The 23219-nt window shown below is 57.5% G+C and carries 22 protein-coding genes; 9 read left to right on the top strand and 13 right to left on the bottom strand.

All coding sequences use genetic code 11. From position 1 onward, the window contains the following. Positions 1-18 precede the first annotated feature (18 nt). The 4 genes from ACMYSP_RS06475 to ACMYSP_RS06460 are packed head-to-tail and all read right to left on the bottom strand — an operon-like array spanning position 19 to position 3525. Positions 19-738: an ABC transporter ATP-binding protein gene (locus ACMYSP_RS06475; protein ID WP_434586049.1), complete on the bottom strand. Its 720-nt coding sequence runs from the start codon at positions 736-738 to the stop codon at positions 19-21. Further along, on the bottom strand, positions 731-1498 hold the full coding sequence (locus tag ACMYSP_RS06470) for an ABC transporter ATP-binding protein (RefSeq protein ID WP_434586048.1): 768 nt from the start codon (positions 1496-1498) through the stop codon (positions 731-733). Before ACMYSP_RS06470 ends, ACMYSP_RS06475 begins: the two co-directional genes overlap by 8 nt. Continuing rightward, positions 1495-2601 (bottom strand): branched-chain amino acid ABC transporter permease, encoded by a 1107-nt coding sequence (locus tag ACMYSP_RS06465; protein WP_434586047.1) that lies wholly within the window; start codon positions 2599-2601, stop codon positions 1495-1497. Before ACMYSP_RS06465 ends, ACMYSP_RS06470 begins: the two co-directional genes overlap by 4 nt. Before the next feature lie 9 nt (positions 2602-2610). Next, the gene (locus ACMYSP_RS06460) at positions 2611-3525 is read right to left on the bottom strand and encodes a branched-chain amino acid ABC transporter permease (protein ID WP_434587030.1); all 915 of its coding nucleotides are present in this window, start codon (positions 3523-3525) and stop codon (positions 2611-2613) included. A 207-nt stretch (positions 3526-3732) separates the two neighbouring features. Here ACMYSP_RS06460 and ACMYSP_RS06455 point away from each other — a divergent pair, with 207 nt between their 5' ends. Continuing rightward, complete coding sequence (locus tag ACMYSP_RS06455; RefSeq protein ID WP_434586046.1) at positions 3733-4662, top strand: LysR substrate-binding domain-containing protein; 930 nt, start codon at positions 3733-3735, stop codon at positions 4660-4662. A gap of 4 nt (positions 4663-4666) precedes the next feature. Here ACMYSP_RS06455 and ACMYSP_RS06450 read toward each other — a convergent pair whose 3' ends face one another. Further along, complete coding sequence (locus ACMYSP_RS06450; RefSeq protein ID WP_434586045.1) at positions 4667-5209, bottom strand: hypothetical protein; 543 nt, start codon at positions 5207-5209, stop codon at positions 4667-4669. Between the two features lie 238 nt (positions 5210-5447). Here ACMYSP_RS06450 and ACMYSP_RS06445 point away from each other — a divergent pair, with 238 nt between their 5' ends. Genes ACMYSP_RS06445 through licT form a run of 3 tightly spaced genes read left to right on the top strand, consistent with a single transcriptional unit; the run spans position 5448 to position 9585 of the window. Continuing rightward, positions 5448-7328, top strand: coding sequence for a beta-glucoside-specific PTS transporter subunit IIABC (locus ACMYSP_RS06445; protein ID WP_434586044.1), 1881 nt, complete (start codon positions 5448-5450; stop codon positions 7326-7328). After that, a complete protein-coding gene (locus ACMYSP_RS06440) occupies positions 7325-8749 on the top strand; it encodes a glycoside hydrolase family 1 protein (protein WP_434586043.1) in 1425 nt (474 codons plus the stop codon). The genes ACMYSP_RS06445 and ACMYSP_RS06440 overlap by 4 nt, the downstream gene beginning before the upstream one ends. Further along, positions 8746-9585, top strand: coding sequence for a BglG family transcription antiterminator LicT (gene licT / locus ACMYSP_RS06435; protein WP_434586042.1), 840 nt, complete (start codon positions 8746-8748; stop codon positions 9583-9585). The genes ACMYSP_RS06440 and licT overlap by 4 nt, the downstream gene beginning before the upstream one ends. 1 nt (position 9586) lies before the next feature. Here licT and ACMYSP_RS06430 read toward each other — a convergent pair whose 3' ends face one another. The 5 genes from ACMYSP_RS06430 to ACMYSP_RS06410 all read right to left on the bottom strand — a co-directional run bounded on the left by ACMYSP_RS06430 (position 9587) and on the right by ACMYSP_RS06410 (position 16145). After that, entirely contained in the window at positions 9587-10591 is a 1005-nt protein-coding gene (locus ACMYSP_RS06430; RefSeq protein WP_434587029.1) for a LacI family DNA-binding transcriptional regulator, read from the bottom strand. Between the two features lie 30 nt (positions 10592-10621). Then, positions 10622-12022 carry a sucrose-6-phosphate hydrolase gene (locus ACMYSP_RS06425; protein ID WP_434586041.1) on the bottom strand — a complete coding sequence of 467 codons (1401 nt, stop codon included), beginning with the start codon at positions 12020-12022 and terminating at the stop codon, positions 10622-10624. After that, on the bottom strand, positions 12022-13392 hold the full coding sequence (locus ACMYSP_RS06420) for a sucrose-specific PTS transporter subunit IIBC (RefSeq protein ID WP_434586040.1): 1371 nt from the start codon (positions 13390-13392) through the stop codon (positions 12022-12024). Before ACMYSP_RS06420 ends, ACMYSP_RS06425 begins: the two co-directional genes overlap by 1 nt. 145 nt (positions 13393-13537) lie before the next feature. Next, positions 13538-15055, bottom strand: coding sequence for a carbohydrate porin (locus tag ACMYSP_RS06415; RefSeq protein ID WP_434586039.1), 1518 nt, complete (start codon positions 15053-15055; stop codon positions 13538-13540). A 166-nt stretch (positions 15056-15221) separates the two neighbouring features. Further along, positions 15222-16145: an aminoimidazole riboside kinase gene (locus ACMYSP_RS06410; protein WP_434586038.1), complete on the bottom strand. Its 924-nt coding sequence runs from the start codon at positions 16143-16145 to the stop codon at positions 15222-15224. A 248-nt stretch (positions 16146-16393) separates the two neighbouring features. Between ACMYSP_RS06410 and ACMYSP_RS06405 the strand changes: the two genes are divergently transcribed. The 3 genes from ACMYSP_RS06405 to ACMYSP_RS06395 all read left to right on the top strand — a co-directional run bounded on the left by ACMYSP_RS06405 (position 16394) and on the right by ACMYSP_RS06395 (position 18621). Next, positions 16394-17035 carry a helix-turn-helix domain-containing protein gene (locus ACMYSP_RS06405; RefSeq protein ID WP_434586037.1) on the top strand — a complete coding sequence of 214 codons (642 nt, stop codon included), beginning with the start codon at positions 16394-16396 and terminating at the stop codon, positions 17033-17035. Positions 17036-17134: 99 nt separating this feature from the next. Beyond that, positions 17135-17479 (top strand): DUF3302 domain-containing protein, encoded by a 345-nt coding sequence (locus ACMYSP_RS06400; RefSeq protein WP_434586036.1) that lies wholly within the window; start codon positions 17135-17137, stop codon positions 17477-17479. Then, positions 17479-18621 (top strand): HlyD family secretion protein, encoded by a 1143-nt coding sequence (locus ACMYSP_RS06395; RefSeq protein WP_434586035.1) that lies wholly within the window; start codon positions 17479-17481, stop codon positions 18619-18621. Before ACMYSP_RS06400 ends, ACMYSP_RS06395 begins: the two co-directional genes overlap by 1 nt. Positions 18622-18667: 46 nt before the next feature. On the opposite strand, the gene ACMYSP_RS06390 is transcribed toward ACMYSP_RS06395, so the two are convergent. The 3 genes from ACMYSP_RS06390 to ACMYSP_RS06380 are packed head-to-tail and all read right to left on the bottom strand — an operon-like array spanning position 18668 to position 21678. Next, positions 18668-19471 carry an ABC transporter ATP-binding protein gene (locus tag ACMYSP_RS06390; RefSeq protein WP_434586034.1) on the bottom strand — a complete coding sequence of 268 codons (804 nt, stop codon included), beginning with the start codon at positions 19469-19471 and terminating at the stop codon, positions 18668-18670. After that, on the bottom strand, positions 19468-20550 hold the full coding sequence (locus tag ACMYSP_RS06385) for a FecCD family ABC transporter permease (protein ID WP_434586033.1): 1083 nt from the start codon (positions 20548-20550) through the stop codon (positions 19468-19470). The genes ACMYSP_RS06390 and ACMYSP_RS06385 overlap by 4 nt, the downstream gene beginning before the upstream one ends. 6 nt (positions 20551-20556) lie before the next feature. After that, positions 20557-21678 carry an ABC transporter substrate-binding protein gene (locus ACMYSP_RS06380; protein WP_434586032.1) on the bottom strand — a complete coding sequence of 374 codons (1122 nt, stop codon included), beginning with the start codon at positions 21676-21678 and terminating at the stop codon, positions 20557-20559. A 268-nt stretch (positions 21679-21946) separates the two neighbouring features. Between ACMYSP_RS06380 and ACMYSP_RS06375 the strand changes: the two genes are divergently transcribed. Continuing rightward, positions 21947-22369, top strand: a complete 423-nt coding sequence (locus tag ACMYSP_RS06375) for a hypothetical protein (RefSeq protein WP_434587028.1) — start codon at positions 21947-21949, stop codon at positions 22367-22369. Between the two features lie 208 nt (positions 22370-22577). Continuing rightward, positions 22578-23081 carry an RcnB family protein gene (locus ACMYSP_RS06370; RefSeq protein WP_434586031.1) on the top strand — a complete coding sequence of 168 codons (504 nt, stop codon included), beginning with the start codon at positions 22578-22580 and terminating at the stop codon, positions 23079-23081. Positions 23082-23219 lie beyond the last annotated feature (138 nt).

The following is a 23219-nucleotide window of genomic DNA, read 5'->3' as shown; positions in this document are numbered from 1 at the left end:
CTGAGGCTGGTTGGTGTGTTAAGCGGGCATTTCGCCCAAATAAATTTGCGCAATCCGGTCATCGGCAAGCAGCGTCTGCGACGGACCGCGCTCGACAATGCTGCCGCTGTCCATGACCCAGGCGCTGTCGGTCGCCTCCAGCGCCAGACGGGCGTTCTGCTCAATCAACAGCAGGGCCACGCCACGCTGGCGCAGGGTGGCAATCACCCGAAAAATGTTCTCTATCATCAACGGCGCCAGACCCATCGACGGTTCGTCGAGGATCAGCAGACGCGGCTGGCTGAGCAGGGCGCGGTTAAGCGCCAGCAGCTGTTGTTCACCGCCGGACAGCAGTCCGGCCAGCTGATGTTGACGCTCGGCAAGACGCGGGAAGGCGGCGAAAATGTCGCTCATTTCCTGACGGACCGCGGCGCTATCGCGACGTAGCCAGGCGCCCATTTGCAGGTTTTCCAGCACCGTCATACGGGCAAAGATGCCGCGTCCTTCCGGCACCATCACCAACCCTTCGCGCAGCAGGGCCTCGGCCCGACGCTTTCGTATCGGCTTGCCGTTGAACAGGATGTCGCCGCTAAAGGGCTCCAGCCCGGTAATGGCGCGAACGGTTGAGCTTTTGCCTGCACCGTTGGCGCCGATCAGCGTGGTCTGCTCACCCTCTTTAACGCTGAAGGAGACGTCGCGTACCGCCTGGATGCCGCCGTAATGGACGCCAAGCTGGCTAACGGTTAATAAATCAGACATGGATATTGCCTCCCAGCCAGGCGGCGATCACGGCCGGATCGCGGCGAACGGTATCCGGCGTGCCGCTGGTTAACGTTTTGCCGTAATCCAGCACCATCAGGCGATCGCAGATCCCCATCACCAGCTTGACGTCATGCTCAATCATCAGCAGCGTTTTGCCGTCGTCGCGAATGCGCAGCAGCAGTTCGCCAAGGGCCATCTTCTCGGCGGCGTTCATGCCGGCGGCGGGTTCATCCAGCGCCAGCAGGCGCGGATCGGTGGCCAGCGCACGGGCAATCTCCAGCCGACGCTGGTGGCCATAGGCGAGGTCGCAGGCGCGGTAGTGGGCGAACTGCACGATGCCGGTATACTCCAGCCAGTGCCACGCCAGTTCACGGGTCTGCGCCTCTTCGGCACGGGCGCGTTTATGGCGGGAGAGGGCGGCCCACAGACCGTTGCGGGTACGCACGTGACGGCCAACCATCACGTTTTCCAGCACCGACATTTCGTTGAACAGCCGCACATTCTGAAAGGTACGGGCGATACCGGCGGCGGTGACCTTCTCAATATTTTTCGGCGAATAGGGCTCTCCGGCGATGGCAAATTCGCCGCTGTCCGCCGGGTACAGTCCGGTAATCAGGTTAAAGCAGGTGGTTTTTCCCGCGCCGTTAGGGCCAATCAGGCCATAGATTTCGCCATCATCGATCGTCAGCGACACGTTATCGACGGCCGTCAGGCCACCGAAGCGCTTGGACATATGGCGTACGCTTAACAGGCTCATGCTTTGGCTCCTTGATGACGCGCAGGCCAGATGCCCTGCGGGCGGAGCAGCATCACCAGCACCAGCGCCAGGCCATAAAAGAGCTGGCGCAGAATTTCCGGGTCGATCAGCACTTCGCCAAATAGCGCCTGTTGTAGCGGGGCGGCCTGGCTACGCAGCAGCTCCGGTAGCGCAGTGAGCAACACCGCGCCAAGGATCACCCCCGGAATGTGGCCCATTCCGCCCAGCACCACCATCGCCAGCACCGCAATCGACTCTTGTAGGGTGAAGGACTCCGGCGAAACAAAGCCCTGAAATGCGCCGAACAGTGCCCCGGCGATGCCGCCAAAAGAAGCACCGATGGCGAAGGCCAGCAGCTTGTAGTTGCGCAGATTAATACCCATGGCGCGGGCGACGTCTTCGTCTTCACGAATGGCGTGCCAGGCGCGGCCGATACGCGAATGCTGCAGGCGCAGGCAGACGAAAATAATCACCACGATGACCAGCATCAGCAGGTAGTACCACAGCCACAGCGCCGGGATTTTAAAACCGAACCAGTGATAGACGCCGCTAAACTTCAGGCCGAACAGATTCAGCGTATCGACCCCGGAAATACCTTTGGCGCCGTTGGTAATGTTGACCGGGCGGTCGAGGTTGCGCATCAGGATACGGATAATTTCACCGAACCCGAGGGTGACGATAGCCAGGTAGTCGCCGCGCAGCTTCAGCGTTGGCGCACCCAGCACGATACCGCAGCCCGCCGCCACCAGCGCGGCGAGCGGAATAATCACCAGCCACGAGGTGTGCAGGCCGTCCGGGAACCACTGATTTAAGACTGGGAACACGTCCAGCAGATGCGGCGAGGCCAGCAGTGCTGCCAGATAGGCGCCGACGGCGTAAAAGGCGATAAAGCCCATATCCAGCAGGCCGGTGTAGCCGACCACGATGTTCAGCCCCAGCGCCAGCATGATGTACAGCAGGGCGAAGTCGATGACCCGCACCCAGTAGTTACCGCCAAGCTGGCTGGCGACGACGGGGGCGATCAGCAGCGCGCAGATGAACAGGGTCATACCGGACCACAGGCGGCAGGAGGTGTCTGGTGTAGCGAGTTGTGCTGTTGTCATTATTCTCTCCTAAGCCCGGTGCGCGACGCGTTCGCCGAGCAAACCGGCAGGGCGGAAGACCAGCACCAGAATCAGCACCATAAAGGCGAAGATATCCTGATAGTTGCTGCCGAAGACGCCGTTGGTCAGATCGCCGAGATAACCGGCGCCCAGGGATTCGATCAGGCCCAGCAGCAGGCCGCCGACCATAGCTCCACGAATGTTGCCGATGCCACCGAGTACCGCAGCGGTAAATGCTTTAATGCCGGGCAGAAAGCCCATCGAGAAGCTGGCATTGCCGTAGTTGCTGGCCATCATGACGCCGGCCAGGGCCGCAAACGCGCCGCCAATGGCAAAGGTCAGGGCAATAATGGCGTTCGGGTTAACCCCCATTAACGTGGCGATACGCGGGTTTTCCGCGACCGCGCGCATGCCGCGACCTAAGCGGGTGAATTCCACCAGCAGCCACAGGCCCAACATCACCGCCAGCGCCAGTACAACGGTGACGATGCCGGTCACGGTGACGATCGCCGGCGGATGTCCAACGCTGCCCTGGGTTACGGCAATGGGATCCATCGGCAGGATCTGCGGAAACATCAGGGGATTACGGGACCAGACGATCATCGCCACGGTTTGCAGCAGCACCGAAACGCCGATCCCGGAGATCAGCGGCGCCAGGCGCGGAGCGTTGCGCAGTCGACGGTAGGCAAAGCGCTCCACCGCCATTGCCAGCAGGCCGCAAACGATCATGGCCAGCATCAATGCCAGAATCAGCTGCGCCAGCGGCGACAGGCCGGGGAAATGGGCATTCAGGGCATTCATCCCGGAAAGCGTGGTCAACGCCCCCACCATCAGGATATCGCCGTGGGCGAAGTTAATAATGCGCAGAATGCCATACACCATGGTATAGCCCAGCGCGATCAGGGCATAGATGCTGCCGAGCATGACCCCGTTGATAAGTTGTTGTATGAGAGTGTCCAACTGAATAACCCGACAATGAGCTCAAATTACGGCTACCATCTAATAAATGAATTAAATTGTAAAATACGGATATATTCTTTCTTATGAAGTTTGTGATTATTTGTATCTTTATGATTTTTAATCATATTAAATGAATGGCAAAAACCTGTACTGCACTAAGAAAATCAATATATGAAAAAAGCAGAATCATTGACGGGGCCGGAACTCACTACGGAAAGCACGTTGACCAACGATCCGCCGCTGCGTGCGGTGCGCGCGTTTGAGGCTATCGCCCGCCTGGGCAGCGTGACGCAGGCCGCTCGGGAGCTGGCTATCTCGCCTTCGGCGGTGAGCCATCAGCTGAAAGTGCTGGAGGAGTACCTGAAAATTTCGCTGACTGAAAGACAGGGCCGGCGGCTGACCCTGAGCCAGCAGGGCAGGGAGTATTATCGCTCGATCCGCGCGGCGTTTAATGTACTGCGCCAGGCCACCGAGCATCTGGTGGATCAGGTACAAACTCAGCAGGTCACGATCAGCCTGATCCCACTGTTCGGGATGGGCTGGTTTATTCCTCGCCTGCCGTCTTTTGTCCACGCCAATCCCCAAACCGAAATCAACGTGGTGTATGCCAACCATCGCAACTATTTGAGCGATGCATCGGACATGTCGATTCGTTTTGGCGACGGGCAGTGGGCCGGATATCAGAGCGAAAAGTTGATATCCGGCAGAATGGTGCCGGTATGTAGCCGGGCGTTTATTCGCCTGCACGGACATATTGATACGCCGGAACAGCTGCTGCAGATGCCGTTGCTCCATGACGAGGAGCGCACGACGTGGAATCAGTGGTTTGTTCAGCAAGGGGTAAAACGCCCGCCGCGCTCGACGGGACCGCTGTTTGAAGATGGTCTGTTGACCCTGGCGGGCGTTCAGGCGGGCCTCGGCTGCGCCCTGATGCGGGAGCCGCTAATCGCCCCCTACCTGAACAGCGGAGAGCTGGTGAAAATCATCGATGCCACGATCGACGATGGCCGGGATTACTACCTTTGCGTTCGTCAGGACAGTGATATGACGGCGAATGCGAAGCGCTTACAGAGCTGGTTACGCCAGCAGGCCCTGGGGTAGCTGGCTACTCATCCAGCGTGGAAGTTTGCGCATAGAGGATAACGATGCCCAGCGCGTTGCTGCGTTTTATAACCGTAATCCGGTTGTCATCGGGATAGTAGCCAAAGGGATAGCAGATGCGGATCTCTTTTTGCAGCTGCGGATCTTCAACGTAGGCTCCGGAGCAGCTGCGCGACCCGCCGGAGGTATACTGGTAGGGTACGGTATAGGTGGACTCCTCGCCGGGCAGCAGCCAGGTCAGGGTGGTCAGTATCACATGTTGGATCAGCATCGCCAGGCCAAAGGCCAACAACACACTGCCGCCCGCGACGGTCAACCACTGGCGAGGAGAGGTGTTACGCGTGTCGCCCTTGCGGATGATAAACCAGATAAACAACGCGCTGCCCAACAGCGCCAGCCCCAGGGCAACATACAGCATATCGCGGATCATGGCCGGATAGAGAAACGTGACCCGATCGATTTCGACTCGCCATGTCACGCTGAAAAAAATCACCAGCAGGGTCACGACGGTGACGGATATTAACCATGGGTAGCTGTATTTTTTCATTGATTAGCCTCCTTGCTGGAAGATGTATTCGCTTAAGAATTTACTTAATCCAGTTCACACTTTTGTTCGGTCATCATTGAAATCGGCAAAGGCCACTTAGATAATCCGCCGAAATAACCCATTTTTATGATGGCGTGCTACTGCGAAAGCAGGCAAGACCAAAATAGGAATGCTCTCCCGTACAGTGGGGAGCGTCTCTGTTTTGGTCTTTTTTTTTGCCCCAACACCAGGGAATACTATGAACTATAACGAAACAGCAGAAAAAATCCTTCACTCGGTGGGCGGTGCGGAAAATATCCGTATGCTCACCCACTGCGCGACCCGGCTGCGCATGGAGTTTAACGACCGCGCGCAGGTCAACGATGCCCAGATTGGCTCGATTCCCGGCGTGATCAGCGTGGTGGAGAAAGGCGGCCAGTTCCAGATAGTCATCGGCAATGAAGTGCAGCAGGTGTACCGCTTGCTTAATAAAGCGCTGCCGGAGAAGAAAAACCCGGCAGGCGCTGATAAAAACGGCAAACCGGCGGGTATCGTCGCGCGCATTATCAGCGTCATTTCCACCACTTTCACCCCGGTCATTCCGGCAATAACCGGCGCGGGGATGATCAAAGCGCTGCTGGCCATTCTCAAGCTAACGGGACTGATTAGCGAAACCAGCTCGACATACCAGCTGCTGAATATTATCGCCGATGCCGCTTTTTTCTTCCTGCCGGTACTGCTGGCCTACGGAGCGTCGCTGAAGTTTGAATGCAACCCGATTCTGGCGATGACCCTCGCCGGCGTGCTGCTGCATCCGGGCATCGGCCAGATGCTGGCGGCCGGTAAAGCGGTTGATTTTGTCGGCATTAACGTGCTGCTTTCTGATTATGCCGGGTCGGTGCTGCCGATAATCCTGACGGTGTGGTTGATGTCGTGGGTGGAGCGCTTTGCCGAAAAAGTGTCGCCCTCGATTATCAAGTTTTTCATTAAGCCGATGCTGATCCTGTTGATCACCGCGCCGCTGGCGCTGGTGGTGGTGGGGCCGGCGGGCATTTTACTTAACGATCTGGTTGCCGCCGGGGCAGGCGCTATCGACCGCCACGCCAGTTGGTTAATTCCGATGCTGATGGGCACCCTGCAACCCTTCCTGATTATTACCGGCACCGCCTGGGCGATGACGCCGATTGCCACCGGGCAGCTCAGCAAAAATGGCTTCGAAATGATTAACGGCCCGGGGATGCTGGCGTCAAACGTGGCGATGGGCGCTGCGACGCTGTGCGTGGCGCTGAAAACCAAAAATAGCAACCTGCGCCAGCTGGCCTCTTCATCGGGCTTTACCGCGCTGCTGGGCATCACCGAACCGGCGCTGTACGGGGTCTTGCTCAAGTTCCGCCGCGTGATGATCGCCGCGATGATCGGCGGCGGTTGCGCCGGGATGTACGCGGGCTTTAGCGGGCTGGTGCGCTATGCCTTTGTTTCTCCAGGTCTGGCGGCGCTGCCGGCGTTTATCGGTGAAAATCCGATGAACATCGTCCATGCGCTGGTGACCTGTGCGATTTCCATTGTCGTGACCTTTACCCTGACCTGGTTTATCGCCTTTAAAGATGCGCCCGAGGAGCAAGAAGTGGCTGACGTGACGCCACCACCTGCCGTCAGCCCGAAAGGCGAAAGTGACATTGCGGTGCTCAGCCCGCTGTGTGGTCAGGTCGTGCCGTTAAGCGAGGTGAACGATGATGTCTTCGCCAGCGGTCTGCTGGGGCAAGGGGTGGCGATTCGTCCGCAAGAGGGGTGCCTGAAAGCGCCGTTTAATGGCAAGGTGATGATGTTCCTGCCGTCATGCCATGCGGTTGGTTTACAACATGAAAGTGGACTTGAACTGCTGGTGCATATCGGGATTGATACCGTCAACCTCAACGGCCAGCACTTCAGCTCTTCGCTGAAGGTCGGGGATGTGGTGGAGGCCGGGCAGGAACTGATCCGCTTTGATATCGCCGCTATCGAGCGTGCCGGATACGATATGATCACCCCGGTGGTTGTGGTCAATGGCGACGAACATAGCCAGCTCAGCGTGACCGCCGCCGCGCAGGTGAATTATGGTGAGCCGCTGATGGTGCAATCCACGAAGGAGGCTCAGGCATGATCTATCAACAGCAGGCCCGGTTCCCGGAGGGTTTTTTGTGGGGGGCATCGACCTCAGCCTATCAGGTTGAGGGGGCGTGGAACGAAGACGGTAAAGGGCCGTCGGTTGTTGATATGCTCAGCCACCCGCCGGGAACGGCAGATTTTCGTGTCGCCAGCGACCACTATCATCGCGTGGAGGAGGATGTTGCTCTGATGGCGCAGATGGGGCTGAAGGCCTACCGCTTCTCGGTGGCCTGGTCGCGGGTGATCCCGGACGGCGACGGCCCGGTAAATCCTGCCGGGCTGGCATTTTACCACCGTCTGATTGATGCACTGGTCCGCCACCAGATCACGCCGATCGTCACGCTGTACCACTTTGACCTGCCGTGGGCGCTGGAACTCAAAGGGGGCTGGATGCGGCGTGAGACCGGAGAGGCATTTGTCCGCTATGCCCGGCTGCTGTTCAACGAGTTTGCTGACAAGGTCCCGCTGTGGCTGACGATTAACGAACAGAACACCATGATTCTCCACCCGGGTGCAATTGGCGTGCCCGCCGATCGCGCGCTGCCGGACAAAAAGGCGCTGTACCAACACAACCACCATATGATGCTGGCCCAGGCGCAGATTTTTGCCCTGTGCCACCGTGAATTCCCTGGGCTGCGCATCGGCCCGGCTATCAATACCACCTCGATGTACGCCGGCAGCTGTAAACCGGAAGATGCCATCGCCGCGCATAACTGGGAAACGTTGCGTTGCTGGAGCTTTCTGGATGTTGCGGTGCACGGGCGCTACAACGCCCTGGCGTGGGCCTATCTAAAGGACCGCGGTCTCGCGCCGGAAGTGCAGCCGGAGGATGCCTTGATCTTACAGCAGGGGCGCCCTGATTTTATCGCCATCAACTACTACTCGACGGCCACTATCGTGGCCAGCCGGGGAGACGGCAATGATGTCGCGCCCCGCGCCGGCGATCAGCAAATTATGCTGGGGGAAACCGGGGTCTACCGACCGGCCGAAAATCCGTGGGTTGATAAAACACCTTACGGCTGGGTGGTTGACCCGGTCGGCCTGCGCCTGACGCTGCGTAAAGTGTGCGAGCGCTACGGTCTGCCGATTCTGATCAGTGAAAACGGCATGGGGGCGCCGGATAAGCTGGAGCATGACGGGACGGTGAATGATGATTACCGCATCGCTTTCCTTGCGGCGCATATCGAGCAAATGCGCCTCGCGATTGCCGACGGGGTCGAACTGATGGGCTACTGCCCGTGGGCGGCAATTGATGTCGTCAGCACGCACCAGGGCTACGCCAAGCGCTACGGTTTTATTTATGTCGACCGCGGCGAGGACGCGCTGAAGAGTCTGCAAAGGATCCGCAAGCGCAGCTTCTGGTGGTATAAGGATGTCATTCGTCAAAACGGCAACCACCACGAGTCTCAACCATGATTGTTCAGAAGGTGCTTAATAATAGCCTGGTGCTCTCTTCCGACGACGATAACCGGGAGGTTATCGTCATGGGAAAAGGCATTGGCTTTAACAGCCGACCGGGAGATGAGATAGCGGCGGAGAAGATCGAGAAGCTGTTCGTGACCCAGACGCTGGGCACACGCAGTGGCTATCTGGAGGCGCTCTCCGCGATCCCGGATGAGGTTATCGAAATGGCGGCGATGATCATTTCCCGCGCCAATATGCAGCTGGCCAACAAGGTTCGCGAGCAGATTTTCTTTACCCTCGCCGATCACCTGACGTTTGCCATCGAGCGTAGCCGCAAGGGGATCGCCATTCAAAACCGCCTGCTGCCGGAAGTCAGGCGCTTTTACCCGCAGCAGTTCCGCGTCGCCAGCGAGGCGGTGACGATTATTCGCCAGCAGTACGCCATTGAACTGCCGGAAGAGGAAGCCGGCAATATCGCTTTTCATCTGGTCAACGGCCAGAGCGAGGGGGACGACGTGGCGCAGACCATGCAGTCGGTGAAAATGCTGAAGGATATTTTTAATCTCGTGCAGTACCACTTTAAGCAGGAGATAGACACCGAATCGATTAACTACTCGCGCTTTCTGGTCCATATGCAGTTCTTTCTGCAGCGTTTACAGGAGGGGGAACTGGACGGCGCGCGAGACAGTTTTCTGCTGGTGCAGGTGATTAAGGAGTACCCGGAAGCCTACCGCTGCGCGCTGCGGATCCGCGATTACGTCAAGGCCCAGCTCGATATGACCCTCGGCGGGAACGAGCTGCTGTGGCTCACCGTCCACCTGGTGCGGATCACCGGCCTTGATGCATAAATCAACGATGGCGAATTTGCAGCGTCGCCGGCAGGTAGCGCTGTAGCGGCTCGGGTGTGTTGCCCTCAATCAGCTGGCTTATCAGGTCGTAGCAGTGCCAGGCCAACTGGCGGTTGTCCTGCTGCACGGTATCGATACGCAGCGACAGCGAGTCGTACAGATAGTGGTCGTCAAAGCTCGCCAGATGGATCCCGGAATCCAGTAAATGGTGCTGGCTCATATAGCGCAGCACTCCTTCCAGAAGGCCGCAGGCCGCGGTAAATAGCGCCTTTGGCGGTCGTCCGAGACGCGCGCAGAGTGAGGCAAACATCTCGTAGCCGGAGCTGGGATGATAGTTGCCGTTAATCACCCACTCGGGGCGTAGCTCCACCCCGGCGTTCGCCAGCCCTTGCGTAAAACCGGCCAGGCGATCGCGCGATGGCGACAGCCGCGGCTGCCCGCCGAGGAACCAGAACTCGTCGCGGTGCTGTGGCGCAATGCGGGAAATCAGTTCCGCCGTCGGGCTGACCGAGTCGGTCATCACCAGCGGCAGCGTGCTTTCACTGGGGCAGCGGTCGAACAGCACCACCGGCAGCTGCTCGCTGAGCTTAAGGTAATCGGCATCATTGTGCATGCACGAGGCGACAATCAACCCGTCAACCTGGCGGGCAATCATGTTGTTGACCACCATGCTCTCCTGGGCGGGATTTTCATCAGTACAGGAGATGAGCAGCTGAACGCCAGCCTCACGACAGAGCATTTCCAGTTCGTGGGAGAAGACGGCAAACCCGTAGTTGGTGATTTCAGGAACCACGAGGCCGATGGTATGGCTACGGTTATCCCGTAGCGAGCGGGCGTGAATACTGGGCTGGTAATGTTGTTCGCGGGCGATCGCCAGCACGCGGTCGCGGGTTTCCTGCGCCACGCGGAGCTCTTTACCGCGACCGTTCAGCACCAGGCTGGCGGTCGCCTTTGAGACACCCGCCAGCTCGGCGATATCTTTAATAGTAACGCGTTTGGTTTTCATCACGACAACATGCGCCTGAAAGTAAAACGCTTATACTACCATGCATGACCTCAGCGACCAGTAGCAGAATGTCGCCGGCGTCGCACCGTTGAACACGACTTCCCCTGGATAGCGTGGGAAGAAGCGGCTGCTCATTACCCCTGCACCGTCATTAATGAAGATTTCCACGCTTGAACGGTCGATGAAAATCCGCAGCGTCTGAATATCACCGCGCCAGTAGCGATAGAGCATCTCGTCGCTGACGAGGCTGCGCCGCGCGAGACGAATGCCGTGGGCATCGCGCTCCAGCGTTAATGCGCCGCCGAAATCGATGCTGAACGCCGCGTCGTCGGCGGTTGCCAGTTCGATTTCCATCGGCTCCAACGGTAGGGGCTGCGGCTGCCAGCCGTGGGCCTCGCCGCGCAGGGCGGTCAGCTCGCGCAGCGGGCGTTGATACAGCGTGCCGTTGTGCCACTCCAGTTCGCGCAGGCAGGTCATCTGATGGATCCAGCCGTTGGCCAGCGTCGGCTGGTGCATCTCTTCACCATCCGGAACGCCCATCCAGCCGACCAGCACCCGACGGCCGTCGGGAGTCTGCATGGTTTGCGGGGCGTAAAACTCGAACCCGGCATCCAGCTCGTGCAGTTCACCGTGGCTGAAGCGGGCGCTGGCATAGTCGACATCGCCGGCCATCCACACCGCCGGGTAGCTGTTGAGAAAACGTTCCGCCTCGCGGGTCACGCCCTGTGGGCAGCAAATCAGGATCTGCTGGTCGCCGAGGGGAAACAGATCCGGACATTCCCACATATAGCCCGCGTCGTCGAGATGGTTAATCCCGTAGCCCGCGATTTCACCTTCGTGGGTCCACTGGTGCAGATCGGGGGAGCTGAACAGCAGCACTTTGCCGTGCTTTTGCCGATCCTGGGCGCCCAGCACCATGTACCATCGCCCCTCGTGCTGCCACACTTTAGGGTCGCGCACGTGCCCGGTGTAGCCTTCCGGCAGCGGCAGCACCGGACCCAGTTTGCTGAAGGTGCCGTCGGCATTTTCCGTCGCCAGGCACTGCCAGGCGGTCCGGCTGCCGTCGCTGAATTTGACGTTACCGGTGTAACACAGGGTCAGCGTCCCGTTGTTATCCACCGCGCTACCGGAGTAGCAGCCGTTGCGGTCATACTCTTCGTCGGGCATCAGGGCGATAGGTTCATGCTGCCATTGCAGCAGATCGGCAGAACTCCAGTGCGCCCAGCACTTGAATTTATGATCGCAGGCGAGCGGGTTCCACTGATAAAACAGGTGGTAGCGACCGTCGAAGGCCACAAAGCCGTTGGGATCGTTCATCAGTCCGGTCACCGGCGCATGGTGCCAGCGAGGATAGTGCTCGTCGGCCAGCGCGCGCGGCTGGCCTTGCATAACGGCCTGCAAAATCGCAGGCAGCCGTGAGGGAAGTGACATTATTCAGCGTCCGTTTTGTATTTCAGCAGCAGAGAGACGGTAAAGGCAACGCCGAAGGCGATAACCATCCCAATAATGTAGTTCAGCAGCGAGCTGGCCTGCACGATCGCCATGCCGGGGATCGCCGTCAGGCCGACCGCCGTCATATAGACATGCATCGATACCACCCAGGCGCCGCCCGCCGCGCCGCCGATTAACGCGGCGATAAACGGCTTCACAAAGCGCAGGTTAATCCCGAAAATCGCCGCCTCGGTGATCCCCAGCATCGCAGAAAATGCCGACGGCAGGGTAATGGCTTTGATTTTGGCATCTTTGGTTTTAAACCACACCGCCAGGCAGGCGCCCCCTTGAGCGACGTTAGCCATGGCCCAAATTGGCAGCAGGAAGTTCACGCCAATGGCCGGGTTGCCCAACAGCCCGGCCTCGATGGCGTGGAAGCTGTGGTGGATCCCGGTAATGACGATCACCGAATAGAGACCGCCAAACAGCAGTCCTGCCAGCCAGCCGGCATGGGTAATCAGCGTGCTGAGGACAAACGAAATGCCGTCACCCAGCGCGCGCCCTGCCGGGCCGATAATCAGCAGGGCAATAAAGCCAGAAATAATCACCGTCAGGAACGGCGTGAGGATAAGATCCAGCGCGTCTGGGATCACCCGGCGCAGCTGCTTCTCGACGATGCTCATAAACCACACCGCCAGCAGTACCGGGAACACGGTCCCCTGGTAGCCGATCATCGCGACTTCCAGACCAAAAAAGTTCATGGTATGGAAGCCCGCCGCGACGCCCCAGGCGTTGGTCAGCGCCGGGTGGGTCAGAATGCCGCCGAGCGTTGCTCCCAGATAGGGGTTACCGCCAAACTCCCGGGCGGCGGTAAAACCAATCAATATTGGCAGAATAATAAACGCCGCCGAGCTGCACATATCGAGAATAATGTAGATAGCGTTGCTCGGGTCGACCCAGCCGTAGGTTTTGACCATTCCCAGAAGGCCCATCAGCAGGCCGGAGGCGACGATCGCCGGAATGATCGGCACGAAGATGTTCGACAGCAGGCGGGCGATACGCTGGAACGGATTCAGTTTTTTCGCCGCTATATCGGCAGCTTCCGATTTACTGGATTCGCCCACCCCTGCCACCTGGATAAAGGCGGCGTAAACCTTATTCACCACCCCGGTGCCGAAAATAATCTGCATCTGTCCGGCGTTACGAAAACAACCTTTTACCCCTTCGATTTTGCCGATAGCCTGCTGGTCGGCGAGTGAGTCATCGACCAGCACCAGACGCAGGCGCGTGGCACAGTGCGCGGCGCTGGCGATGTTTTCCTTACCTCCCAACAGGGGAAGCAGCGAGCGGGAAATCTGTTCAAAATCCATAGTACCCTCTGAATGTACGCCTACTGGGATAGGCTCTTAGCTATTGATCCCGTCTTCACGGGGGCGCAGTGTCTGCGTCATTATTGTTCCGGGGCGGCACAAGGTGCGTGCGGCCCCGGGTTTCTCTGGTGTCAGGCGTGGTTCATCAGAACCAGGTTTCCATCTGCATACCGAACGACCATTCGCCGCCGGATTTAAAGCCGCTGCTGCCCAGCGAGTCGTCGCTGGCGTAATTATCCAGTTTTTTGCTCCAGTCCATCCACGAGGTATAGAAACGGATCTCCGGGCGGGTGAAGAAGTCACCGATGTTACCGACCTTGAAGGTCGGGGCGAAGGTGAGTTTATAGAAGCTGCCGTTCACCGCATTGCGGTCGTTATAGCCTTCCGGTTTGAGATCCATGTACTGATAGGTACCTTCGTAAGCAAGCGCGAAGTTCGGGTTGATCTCCTGAATCAGGCGCATGTTGACGGTTGCCCACTGGTAGCTGTCGCCGTCGACATAGCGGTCTTTGCTGCTCTGAGCGAGGATTGCCGGAGCGATAGCCCAGTTTTTGCTGAGCGGCGTAGTGCCGTAGCTGGCGAAGCGCCAGGTATTGGCCCCCGGGCGCAGGGCGCCGTCGGAACCGATGCTTTTGACTTCAGCACCCAGCCCATGTCCGTAGAGCAGGGCGGTTTTGCTGGTGCCTTCACGCAGGCCGTAGAAACTGTCGTTGTGCAAACCGAGCACCGCATGCACCCCGGTATTTGCCGCGTCCCCTTTCACCAGATTACCGTTGGTATCTTTACGATCGTCATTGTCTTTCGCCCGCAAGCCGCTGACCATCATCTGCACCGGTCCGGCGAAGTTGTTCATGGTGACGATGTAGTTCTGGACGCTGTTACTGGCCTCATCGATATCGCCGAAGTTGCGCCCGTAAAGCGAGAAGTTACTGCGCAGGCTGTCGTTCCACTTCACGTCATAGATCCCGCCGCCGGTCCCGGCGAGGAAGACCACGTCGGAATCGATCCAGTGAATATCGAAGTTGTCGCGGTCGAAGCGTTTCCCGGCCCACAGGGTGGATCCTTTGAACGGGCCTTCGAAGGTGGGCAGGTTACCCAGTTCGACAAACGCCTGGCGGACGTTGAGATCGCTGGTGCTGGCCGTCCAGTCGTTGTAGCTGCTTTGTCCGTCGGCCACCATCACTTTGAAGCGGGTCGTCGCGCCGTTTTCCAGGGTCTGTTTATGTTCGAGATTCATTTCAACATAGGTGTCGGCCTGGTTGCCCAGACGGCCGATGGCTCCGCCGGTTTCCCCTGCCGGCGTCATGTAGGCCCCGGACTGCGTGCTGGCGCCGGAATCATTCATGATCACCCCGGAACGGGCATAGCCGTGGAACTCAAATCCGCTGGTCTCGGCGGATTTTTTCTCCAGTTTCGCGGTACGCTGCGCGACCTCCTGGGTGGTGTCCTGGGTTTGTTGCTGCTGAGTGGTCAATTGCTGGACTTTTTTCTCTGCCGACTCGGCGCGGTTTTCCGCCGTCTGTGCCCGGTTTTCTGCATCCTGCAACCGTTTTTCCAGCGCGATTAAACGTGCTTCGATGCTGCTGAGGTCGGTTTGCGCATGGGCTGATCCGGCGCCGGTTAGCAAAGCGATAAGAACTGCGAGTGTGCTTTTTTTGAACATTCTGGTCGCATCCCAAAAGTGAAAATGAAGATTGTGTGTTTTTTGCTAAACCGGTTTAGGTGCTATGTTAAACGCGATAATTACGCGCTGGGAATATAATTTGCTAAACCGGTTTAATAATTGTGATGGATGCAACAAAGTGGGCCGCAACGGGCGGCCCGGGGGATCAAAACTGGCGCTGAAGATCGTGCTGATAAGGCAGGGCGGTCATCGCCCCTTTGGCGGTGGTAGCGAGCGCCCCACAGGTTTGTGCGAGGGTGATGGTAGGTTCCAGCGCCTCAAGCGTCTCCGGCATCCCATGGGCGGCAAGGCTGGCGAGCAGTCCGGCGACAAACGCGTCTCCAGCTCCGGTGGTATCGACGCTGACCACCGGCTTCGCGCTGAAGTGCACCCGTTGCTGCTGGAACACTGCCTGTACGCCGGCTTTTCCTTGGGTGACCAGCAGTAAATCGGGTTGATAACGCTGGCTCAGAATCGCGATGCCCTTGGCTAAATCAGGGCTGCCGCTGATCAATTCCAGCTCTTCTTCGGAGAGCTTTACCACATTCGCCAGGCGTAGGGCGCGGTCGAGACAGGCGTGCAGCTGCGTCGGATCCTGCCACAGGTCCGGGCGGATATTGGGGTCAAAACTGACCCGTCCGCCGGCCTGTTTGATCTGCTCCATTGCCGCGAAGGTGGTGCTGCGGCTGGGCTCGGCGCTGAGGGCGATCGAGCAGACGTGCAGCCACTCGTTGGCGGCAAAGACTGGCAGGTCGTCCGGCTGCAGGAACAGGTCGGCGCTGGGGCGTACCATAAAGGTGAAGCTTCGCTCGCCCCTTGAATCAAGCTCAACCACCACGGTAGAGGTACGATGATGCTCGTCGAGCCGCATATAGCTGACGTTGACCTGCTCCTGTTGCAGGGTGTGACGCATAAAGCGGCCAAAAGGGTCGTTGCCGACGCGGCCGATAAACCCGCTATGGCCGCCGAGTCGGGCGATCCCGACGGCGACATTGGCCGGGGCGCCGCCGGGGCATTGCAGCAGGCGACCTTCCGATTCCGGCAGCAAATCCACCACGGCGTCGCCAAGTACCCATACGTTTGTTTTCATGTTCATTCCACCTTCTTGCTAAACTTAATTAAAACGGTTTAGCTAATTAAAGCATAGCCTGCCAGCGATCGGAATGCCGTGGCTGATAAAGTGCGAGGCAGGGCAAGAAACGAGCCTGTGGAGGCGATAAAACAAGACGGTAGCGGCAGAACTCCAGCTGTGGACTTTTACTGCCTGAGGTTCTTCTGTATATTTTGTGCAGCAATAATTTGCCCGCTACCGGTTGGTAAAGGAGAGCGCACGATAAGATGACGAGTCGTTTTGGCAATATCCACTCTTTTTACCAGACGCTGGAGCTCACGACCCACTTGCCTGAGGTTATCGCCTGTGGCGAGTCTGTGGAGCTGGCCGCCGGCGAGCGTTTCCAGCCCGCAGAGGGGTTTATCTACTTTGTGCTGGAAGGGCAAATGACCCTTGCCGTTGACGATGAGCAAAACCTGCTGGGCATTGTTATCGAAAATATGCCGCTGGGCCTGCTGGAGCACTATTGCCCGCCGGTTGAATTCGTCTACCAGTGCAAGGAACATTGCCGCTTTAGCAAAATCACCGCTAGCGATTTTGAACGCATTTTCTATCACTCGTCGCCGCGGTATATGAAAGAGCTGGCCACGATTCTGATCTATATGGGCATCTTTGTGCTGGATGCCAGCAATGAAAGAGGCAACTTATCGGGGTTTCAGACCATCAGGTCGATGCTGTTTCGTTATCTGTATCGCAACGAAATTGATACCGGAAAACGTGAAAGCTTGTCCGCGTTTATTATTAAACGAACGAACCTTTCAAGAAGCTATGTTTATCAGGTGCTGGCGGCGTTAAAAGCGGGAGGATATATTACGGTGAAAAAAGGGCAGCTTATTTCTATTGACCGGAAAATCCCTGAAAAATTCTGATTAATAGCTGAGCAGGAAATAACAATTAATTATTTCCTGGGATCGCTACATCTTAATTCAGCTTTCTGTTTTATTTTAAATTTACTCTGGAGTTATTCTATGACCCTGGATTACGTAGCATTGGCTATCCTGGTTGCGGTAGTCCTGATCCTGTTTTACGGGATCATTGTTATTCACGATATCCCTTATGAAATTGCGAAAAAAAGAAACCACCCGCATCAGGATGCGATCCATTATGCAGGCTGGGTGAGCTTATTCACTCTGCACGTGCTGTGGCCGCTGCTGTGGATTTGGGCCACCCTGTGGCGCGATGACCGCGGCTGGGGCATGAAAAGAATCGAAGATAACCAGGACGATCTGCATCAGCGTCTTGAAACGGTACTGGCCCGCCTTGACGGGGTCCAGCAGGAATTAACGCTGCTGAAAGAGAAGGAGGCAAAATAATGGAAACGTTAATGCTTCTGACCTATGCCGCACTGTGTATTGCGATATTTAAAATATTTCGCATTCCGTTAAATAAATGGACGGTGCCGACCGCGGTATTGGGCGGCGTTATCCTGATTGGTGGGGTGATTTTTGGCATGAATTATAATGCGCCGTTTACCGAGGTGGGGAATCAGGTCTTTCGTACCGTCCCGATTGTTTCACAGGTGCGCGGTCGTGTCTTAACGGTGCCGGTGAAAGCCAATCAGATGCTGCATAAAGATGACATCCTGTTTACCATCGACCCGACGCCATATCAGTCGAAAGTGGACGATCTGGAAGCGCAGGTTAAACAGGCCAGCCAGAACGCGCTGTCGCTGAATTCTGCACTGAACAGCGCGCAGGCCAACCTGAATAAAGCGGTGGCTGAACGCGACCAGGCGCAGCGGGAATATGCGCGTTATCAGGAAGGGCACAACAAAGGCGCCTTTTCCGATCAGATGGTGGATACCCGCCTTCAAACCTGGAAAGCGGATGAGGCCAGCGTCAAGGCCGCACAGGCTGAAGTGGTGCGGTCGAAGAACGATTTGAACTCGGTTGTGAACGGGGAGAATACCACCGTCGCCTCGCTGCTGGCGCAGTTGCGAAAGGCTCAGTTTAAACTCGACAACACCGTGGTGCGTGCGCCATCCGACGGTTATGTCAGCACCGTTGGCCTGCGTCCAGGCACCATGTCGACCGCGCTGGGACTGGCGCCGGTGATGACGTTTGTGCCGATGGTGGCACCTGCAGACAGACTGTACGTGGCCGCCTTTCGTCAGAACTCACTGCAGCGCCTGGAAAAAGGTGAAACGGCTGAGCTGATGTTCCCGGCGATCCCGGGTACCGTCTTCCAGGGCGAAGTGGCTGCTGTACTGCCGGCAATTGGTGAAAGCCAGTTCCAGGGGCAGGGAAAACTGCTGACGACCGCGGCGTTAAACACCCAGGGGCGTGCGCTGGTGGTCATGAAAGTCACCGACGACCGCTTCAAAAACTACACCCTGCCGCAAGGGGCGACGGTTGAAGCGGCGGTCTACTCCGACCATATGAAAGAGCTGCTGCTGATCAGAAAGATCCTGATCCGCATGAAGAGCTGGGAAAACTATCTCTATCTCGACCATTAATCGGCAGACGACAAACGGCCCGGGCGATAAAACCCGGGCCGTTTGTTTATCCCGCTGGGGTGGCCAGACCGTCAATAATCACCTGCATGATCCCCTGTGAACAGGGTTCCACGCGACCACGAACGCCATACACCGCGGCTAAAATTTCCGGCGTAATGACCTGGGACGGCGGGCCATCGGCCAGCAGTCGCCCCTCTTTTAGCATCACGACATGATCGGCATGCCGCAGGGCAATATTAATATCATGCACCACCACCAGGGTGGTGATATGCCGACGGCGCGTCTCCTTACGCACCAGGTCCATCACGTGGAACTGATAGTTTAAGTCCAGTGCGCTAAGGGGCTCATCGAGCAGCAGTAATGCCGGCTGGCGGATCAGCGACTGGGCCAGACCGACGAGCTGTTTTTGCCCGCCTGAAAGCTGATCAAGGTAGCTGAGCGCCAGATGCTCAATGCCCAGCAGGCGCAGCAGAGACATCACTTCTGCCGGGTTATCTGCCTGGCGAAGACCGCCGGCCGCACGCTGGGCGACGATAATCGACTCCAGTACATGCAGATGCACCCCGGCCGGCAAGGTTTGCGGCAGGTAGACCACTTTTTCCGCCCGCCGGGCGAACGGCAGCGTCAGCAGATTTTCCCCGGCCAGCGACAGTTCCCCCGTGGAGGGACCGAGACCCGCGATGGCCCGCATCAGGGTCGATTTACCGCTGCCGTTAGGGCCGAGCAGGGCGGTAATTTTGCCGCGTGGCAGGTGGCGAACCGTGAGGTCGCGGATCACCTGGCGTTTGGGATAACCGGCATTGAAATGGCCGATGGTCAGTCCGGTTGCTACCGGGTCATGCTGGCTCATACGTTCCCCCGATGGCGCAAAATAATGCTCAGGAAGAAGGGGACGCCAACCAGCGAGGTGACGATGCCGACCGGAATAATGGCGCCGGGGAGCAGATTTTTCGAGGCTACCGACGCCAGCGAGAGCACCAGTGCCCCGATACAGGCGCTGGCGGGGAGATAAAACCGGTGATCCTCGCCAAACATCAGGCGCGCGATATGGGGGGCCACGAGCCCGATAAAGCCAATCGGCCCAACGAAGGCTACCGACAGCGCCGACAGAATACTGATGCGTAGCAGCGTGGTCAGACGCAGGCGGCGGACGTGAATACCAAAGCTGATGGCCCGGTCTTCACCGAGGCGCAGTGCGGTCAGTTTCCAGGCGTTGAGCATCGACAGGGGCATCACCACCGCCAGCACCGCCAGCAAAATCCCGACTTTTTGCCACGAGGCGCGATCGATACTGCCCATGGTCCAGAACACCAGGCCCTGCAGAGTATCTTCGTTAGCGACAAACTGCAGCATCGACACCAGCGCGTTGAAGGTAAAGACCAGCGCGATACCAAACAGAATCACTCCTGAGGTGGCGACCTGGGTCCAGCGGGTGATGCCGTCCAACAGCAGCGCCGCCAGCAGGGCGAAGATAAAGGCGTTGGCTGAGACAAACCACTGGGCGGGGATGCCGGGGAGACCGATCCCCAGCACGATGGCCAGTGCCGCACCAAATGCCGCCGCTGAGGAAACGCCGAGGGTGAAAGGGCTGGCGAGGGGATTATTGAGGATGGTCTGCATCTCGGCCCCGGCAAGCCCCAGCGCGAGGCCGACTACCACCGCCATCAGCGCGTAAGGCAGGCGGATGTCCCAGACAATTACCTCGGTTCCGGCGCCGGTGCTGCCGGGAGCGGTCAGCGTTTGCCACAGGGTATGCAGCGAGAGTCCGGACGGCCCGAGGACGAAGTCGAGCAGCAGGGACGCGACAATCAACAGTAACAGGACCAGCATCAGGCCGAGGCGGCGGCGCAGGATGCGGCGGTAGTGCGTCATGACGTCATCCGCGTCGGCGGTCGCCGTGCGGATGCCGGGTTCGGTGGCTGAACTCATGCGGGGTTACTCACCTTGTTTCCAGGAAAAGACGAACGGCAGATCGGGCAGGGTGGTGAAATGGCGCACGATGTAGTGGTAGGTCTCATTCGGATCGAGGGTGCTAAAGGACTGCGGATAGATATCTTTCGCCAGATACTCCATCCCGACGATATTCCACGGGTGGTTGTAGAAATGGTGATAAACCCCGTAAGCGTGCTGGGCTTTTACCGCCGGGATAGTGCTGACGCCGGTGCGTGACAGCAGTACCTGAGCCTGGTCATTAACCGTCTGCGGGTTGACCTGATAACCCAGCGGCAGAACCTGGCTGTTGCCGCGTTTGGAACCGGTCATGATGTAAGCGTCGGGCTTCATGCTGATAATTTTTTCCAGCGACACAAAGCCGGAGGCACCGGGCAGCACCTGTGAGCCAATATTATTGGCGCCCACCGCCTCGACCAGACCGCCCCAGCCGCTATGACCATGGGTGAAGCAGCAGGCGTCGCTATTCCCGGCCAGTGCTTCAACAAACACCGTTGCTTTCGGGGTGATAGCCGCCGTTTTCTGCACAATGGCCTGCAGATGCTGGCGGTAGTAGTCGGTATAGGCTTTGGCGTTGCTTTCGCGGTTGAGGACCTGGCCTAACAGGTCGATGCTGGGTGCGGTGTCCCTGGCTGGATTGATCTCATAATCGACAAACAGCACCGGTATGTTCAACGCCGCCAGTTTGCTGATAATGCCGCTTTCCGTCAGCGCCGGCTTCGCACGCAGCTGGGCAATCATCAGGTCTGGCTGGCGGGAGAGCACGCTTTCCAGGTCAACATTGCCTTTGTCGCTAAACCCCATATCCAGAATCGTGGCCGACTGCGGCCACTTTTGCTTGAGCATCTCCCAGGTGGCAATATCCTGTTTTTTCGCAAGATTATTCCACGCCACCACCCGTTTAAACGGGTTATCGCGGTCCAGTAGCGCCAGCGCCATCAGATCCCGTCCGTCCTGTAAAATAATGCGCTGTGGTTCATGCTGGAGGGTAATGGTTCTGCCGTCGAGGTCGGTGACGGTAAGCGGGTACTGGCTGGCGTAGCCAAGCAAAGGCGTGCCGATGAGCGCGGTGAAAAATATGAGCGATCTTACTGATTTTATTGCCATAAATGAGTACCGTTGCCAATTTATAATAGAATGATTTTGATAATTATTCGCGTATGAAAATAAACAGCAGGTATATGAAAATGGATTTTAATGGAATGTTACAAACTTACTGGAAGATATAGGCCCGTACCGGAAGTGCAGGGGCTTCAGCCTGAAAACGGGTGAAAATCGCATTAAATAGTTTTAAGAACTATCCCTAAAGTCATGAGCGGAATGTTATGCCATGCTGTAGGTGACTCATAACATTAAGAACGTTAGAGAGGACATGATGAAAAAAGCAATGATTGCATTATCTGCGATTCTGGTAGCAGCCCCGGTTTTTGCTGCGACAACACACGCAACTGATGATACCGTCGCGACGGCTCATGAACAGGCGAATACCGCCAAGGAAAAACTGCATCAGGCCCAGAACGAGGGCGATGAGCTGAAGCTGAAATCCGAACATGCGGCGCAAGGCAAAAGCGATAGCGTCGGCAGCCAGGTGAGCGAAGGCGCGCAAAAAACCTGGAATAAGACCAAGGAAGGGACGGAAAAGGGCTGGGATAAAACCAAAGAAGGCACGGAAAAAGGCTGGAATAAAACCAAAGCCGCCACTGAAAAAGGGTGGGATGCCACCAAAGATGGCGCAGCTAAAGGCTGGGACGATACCAAAAAGGGCGCTGAAGACTTAAAAAATAAAGTCTCTGAATAATCAACGTCACTGAATCTGTTCTGTACTGAAGATGTCCCTGATAAAGGCCGCGAAAGCGGCCTTTTTTATTGCCGAGAGTTTTTTTCGGTTCGCCGCGGCGGCTGGTTTCACGCGCTTCAAATCAGCCAGGAATCCTCCTGGATATCCTGATACTCACTATTCCTCCACATTCTGGCGGTAAAAATAAAGCCATATCAGGAGGTGTACTATGAAAAAGATGATTTCTCTCGCCGTCATGTTAGCGTGTGCGTTCAGTTCGCTGGCCTACGCCGATGGCCCGAATGACAGCTACAAACCCGGCCAACAGCAAGAGTGGCAGAAGGGCGACAATCGTGGTGGCCAGGATGCTCATCGCCAGCAGGGGCCCGGTAATAATGGTCCTCAGGGCAACGGCGACAACCATCGTCAGGGCGGTGATAATCGTGGCCCTGGCCGCGACCAGCACGCCGATAACCGTGGACAAAGTAAGCCGCATCAGGATCGTCATGAGCAAGACCACTTTGCGTGGAATGGCCATGATTTCCGTAAAGGACAGCCGGCACCGGAACATTACCGCGGCAACGATTATCGGGTGAATGACTGGAACGCTCGCGGTCTGCCGGCCCCTCCGCAGGGCCAGCACTGGTCCTATATCGACGGCAACTATGTGCTGATTGCGGCGGCAAGCGGCATCATCACCTCGATTCTGGTGAACGGGTTATTGTCGCACTAAGCGATAGTCAGCCGGTATTTCACGCCATCCCCCAGGGCAGCTTTGTGCTATTTGACAAGGCTGCCCTTATATTTTATCTGACCCCTGCCGTTGATACCGAGTAAATAGCGACGGCCACAGTGCGAGTCGTCAGCGGTG

It is taken from the genome of Klebsiella sp. R390 (assembly GCF_051131745.1).
GTDB lineage: Bacteria > Pseudomonadota > Gammaproteobacteria > Enterobacterales > Enterobacteriaceae > Klebsiella.
Note: the sequence above shows the minus strand (reverse complement) of the source record. Positions and strands in the feature narration are given on the sequence as shown.

Excerpts from the sequence above, each read along its gene's own strand:
- ACMYSP_RS06380 (WP_434586032.1), bottom strand. The coding sequence starts at position 21,678 with ATGGCAATAAAATCAGTAAGATCGCTCATATTTTTCACCGCGCTCATC.
- ACMYSP_RS06465 (WP_434586047.1), bottom strand. The coding sequence starts at position 2,601 with ATGACAACAGCACAACTCGCTACACCAGACACCTCCTGCCGCCTGTGG.
- ACMYSP_RS06375 (WP_434587028.1), top strand. The coding sequence starts at position 21,947 with ATGAAAAAAGCAATGATTGCATTATCTGCGATTCTGGTAGCAGCCCCG.
- ACMYSP_RS06475 (WP_434586049.1), bottom strand. The coding sequence starts at position 738 with ATGTCTGATTTATTAACCGTTAGCCAGCTTGGCGTCCATTACGGCGGC.
- ACMYSP_RS06390 (WP_434586034.1), bottom strand. The coding sequence starts at position 19,471 with ATGAGCCAGCATGACCCGGTAGCAACCGGACTGACCATCGGCCATTTC.
- ACMYSP_RS06440 (WP_434586043.1), top strand. The coding sequence starts at position 7,325 with ATGATCTATCAACAGCAGGCCCGGTTCCCGGAGGGTTTTTTGTGGGGG.
- ACMYSP_RS06460 (WP_434587030.1), bottom strand. The coding sequence starts at position 3,525 with ATGCTCGGCAGCATCTATGCCCTGATCGCGCTGGGCTATACCATGGTG.
- ACMYSP_RS06385 (WP_434586033.1), bottom strand. The coding sequence starts at position 20,550 with ATGAGTTCAGCCACCGAACCCGGCATCCGCACGGCGACCGCCGACGCG.
- ACMYSP_RS06420 (WP_434586040.1), bottom strand. The coding sequence starts at position 13,392 with ATGGATTTTGAACAGATTTCCCGCTCGCTGCTTCCCCTGTTGGGAGGT.
- ACMYSP_RS06445 (WP_434586044.1), top strand. The coding sequence starts at position 5,448 with ATGAACTATAACGAAACAGCAGAAAAAATCCTTCACTCGGTGGGCGGT.
- ACMYSP_RS06415 (WP_434586039.1), bottom strand. The coding sequence starts at position 15,055 with ATGTTCAAAAAAAGCACACTCGCAGTTCTTATCGCTTTGCTAACCGGC.
- ACMYSP_RS06370 (WP_434586031.1), top strand. The coding sequence starts at position 22,578 with ATGAAAAAGATGATTTCTCTCGCCGTCATGTTAGCGTGTGCGTTCAGT.
- ACMYSP_RS06405 (WP_434586037.1), top strand. The coding sequence starts at position 16,394 with ATGACGAGTCGTTTTGGCAATATCCACTCTTTTTACCAGACGCTGGAG.
- licT (WP_434586042.1), top strand. The coding sequence starts at position 8,746 with ATGATTGTTCAGAAGGTGCTTAATAATAGCCTGGTGCTCTCTTCCGAC.
- ACMYSP_RS06395 (WP_434586035.1), top strand. The coding sequence starts at position 17,479 with ATGGAAACGTTAATGCTTCTGACCTATGCCGCACTGTGTATTGCGATA.
- ACMYSP_RS06470 (WP_434586048.1), bottom strand. The coding sequence starts at position 1,498 with ATGAGCCTGTTAAGCGTACGCCATATGTCCAAGCGCTTCGGTGGCCTG.
- ACMYSP_RS06430 (WP_434587029.1), bottom strand. The coding sequence starts at position 10,591 with ATGAAAACCAAACGCGTTACTATTAAAGATATCGCCGAGCTGGCGGGT.
- ACMYSP_RS06425 (WP_434586041.1), bottom strand. The coding sequence starts at position 12,022 with ATGTCACTTCCCTCACGGCTGCCTGCGATTTTGCAGGCCGTTATGCAA.
- ACMYSP_RS06450 (WP_434586045.1), bottom strand. The coding sequence starts at position 5,209 with ATGAAAAAATACAGCTACCCATGGTTAATATCCGTCACCGTCGTGACC.
- ACMYSP_RS06455 (WP_434586046.1), top strand. The coding sequence starts at position 3,733 with ATGAAAAAAGCAGAATCATTGACGGGGCCGGAACTCACTACGGAAAGC.
- ACMYSP_RS06410 (WP_434586038.1), bottom strand. The coding sequence starts at position 16,145 with ATGAAAACAAACGTATGGGTACTTGGCGACGCCGTGGTGGATTTGCTG.
- ACMYSP_RS06400 (WP_434586036.1), top strand. The coding sequence starts at position 17,135 with ATGACCCTGGATTACGTAGCATTGGCTATCCTGGTTGCGGTAGTCCTG.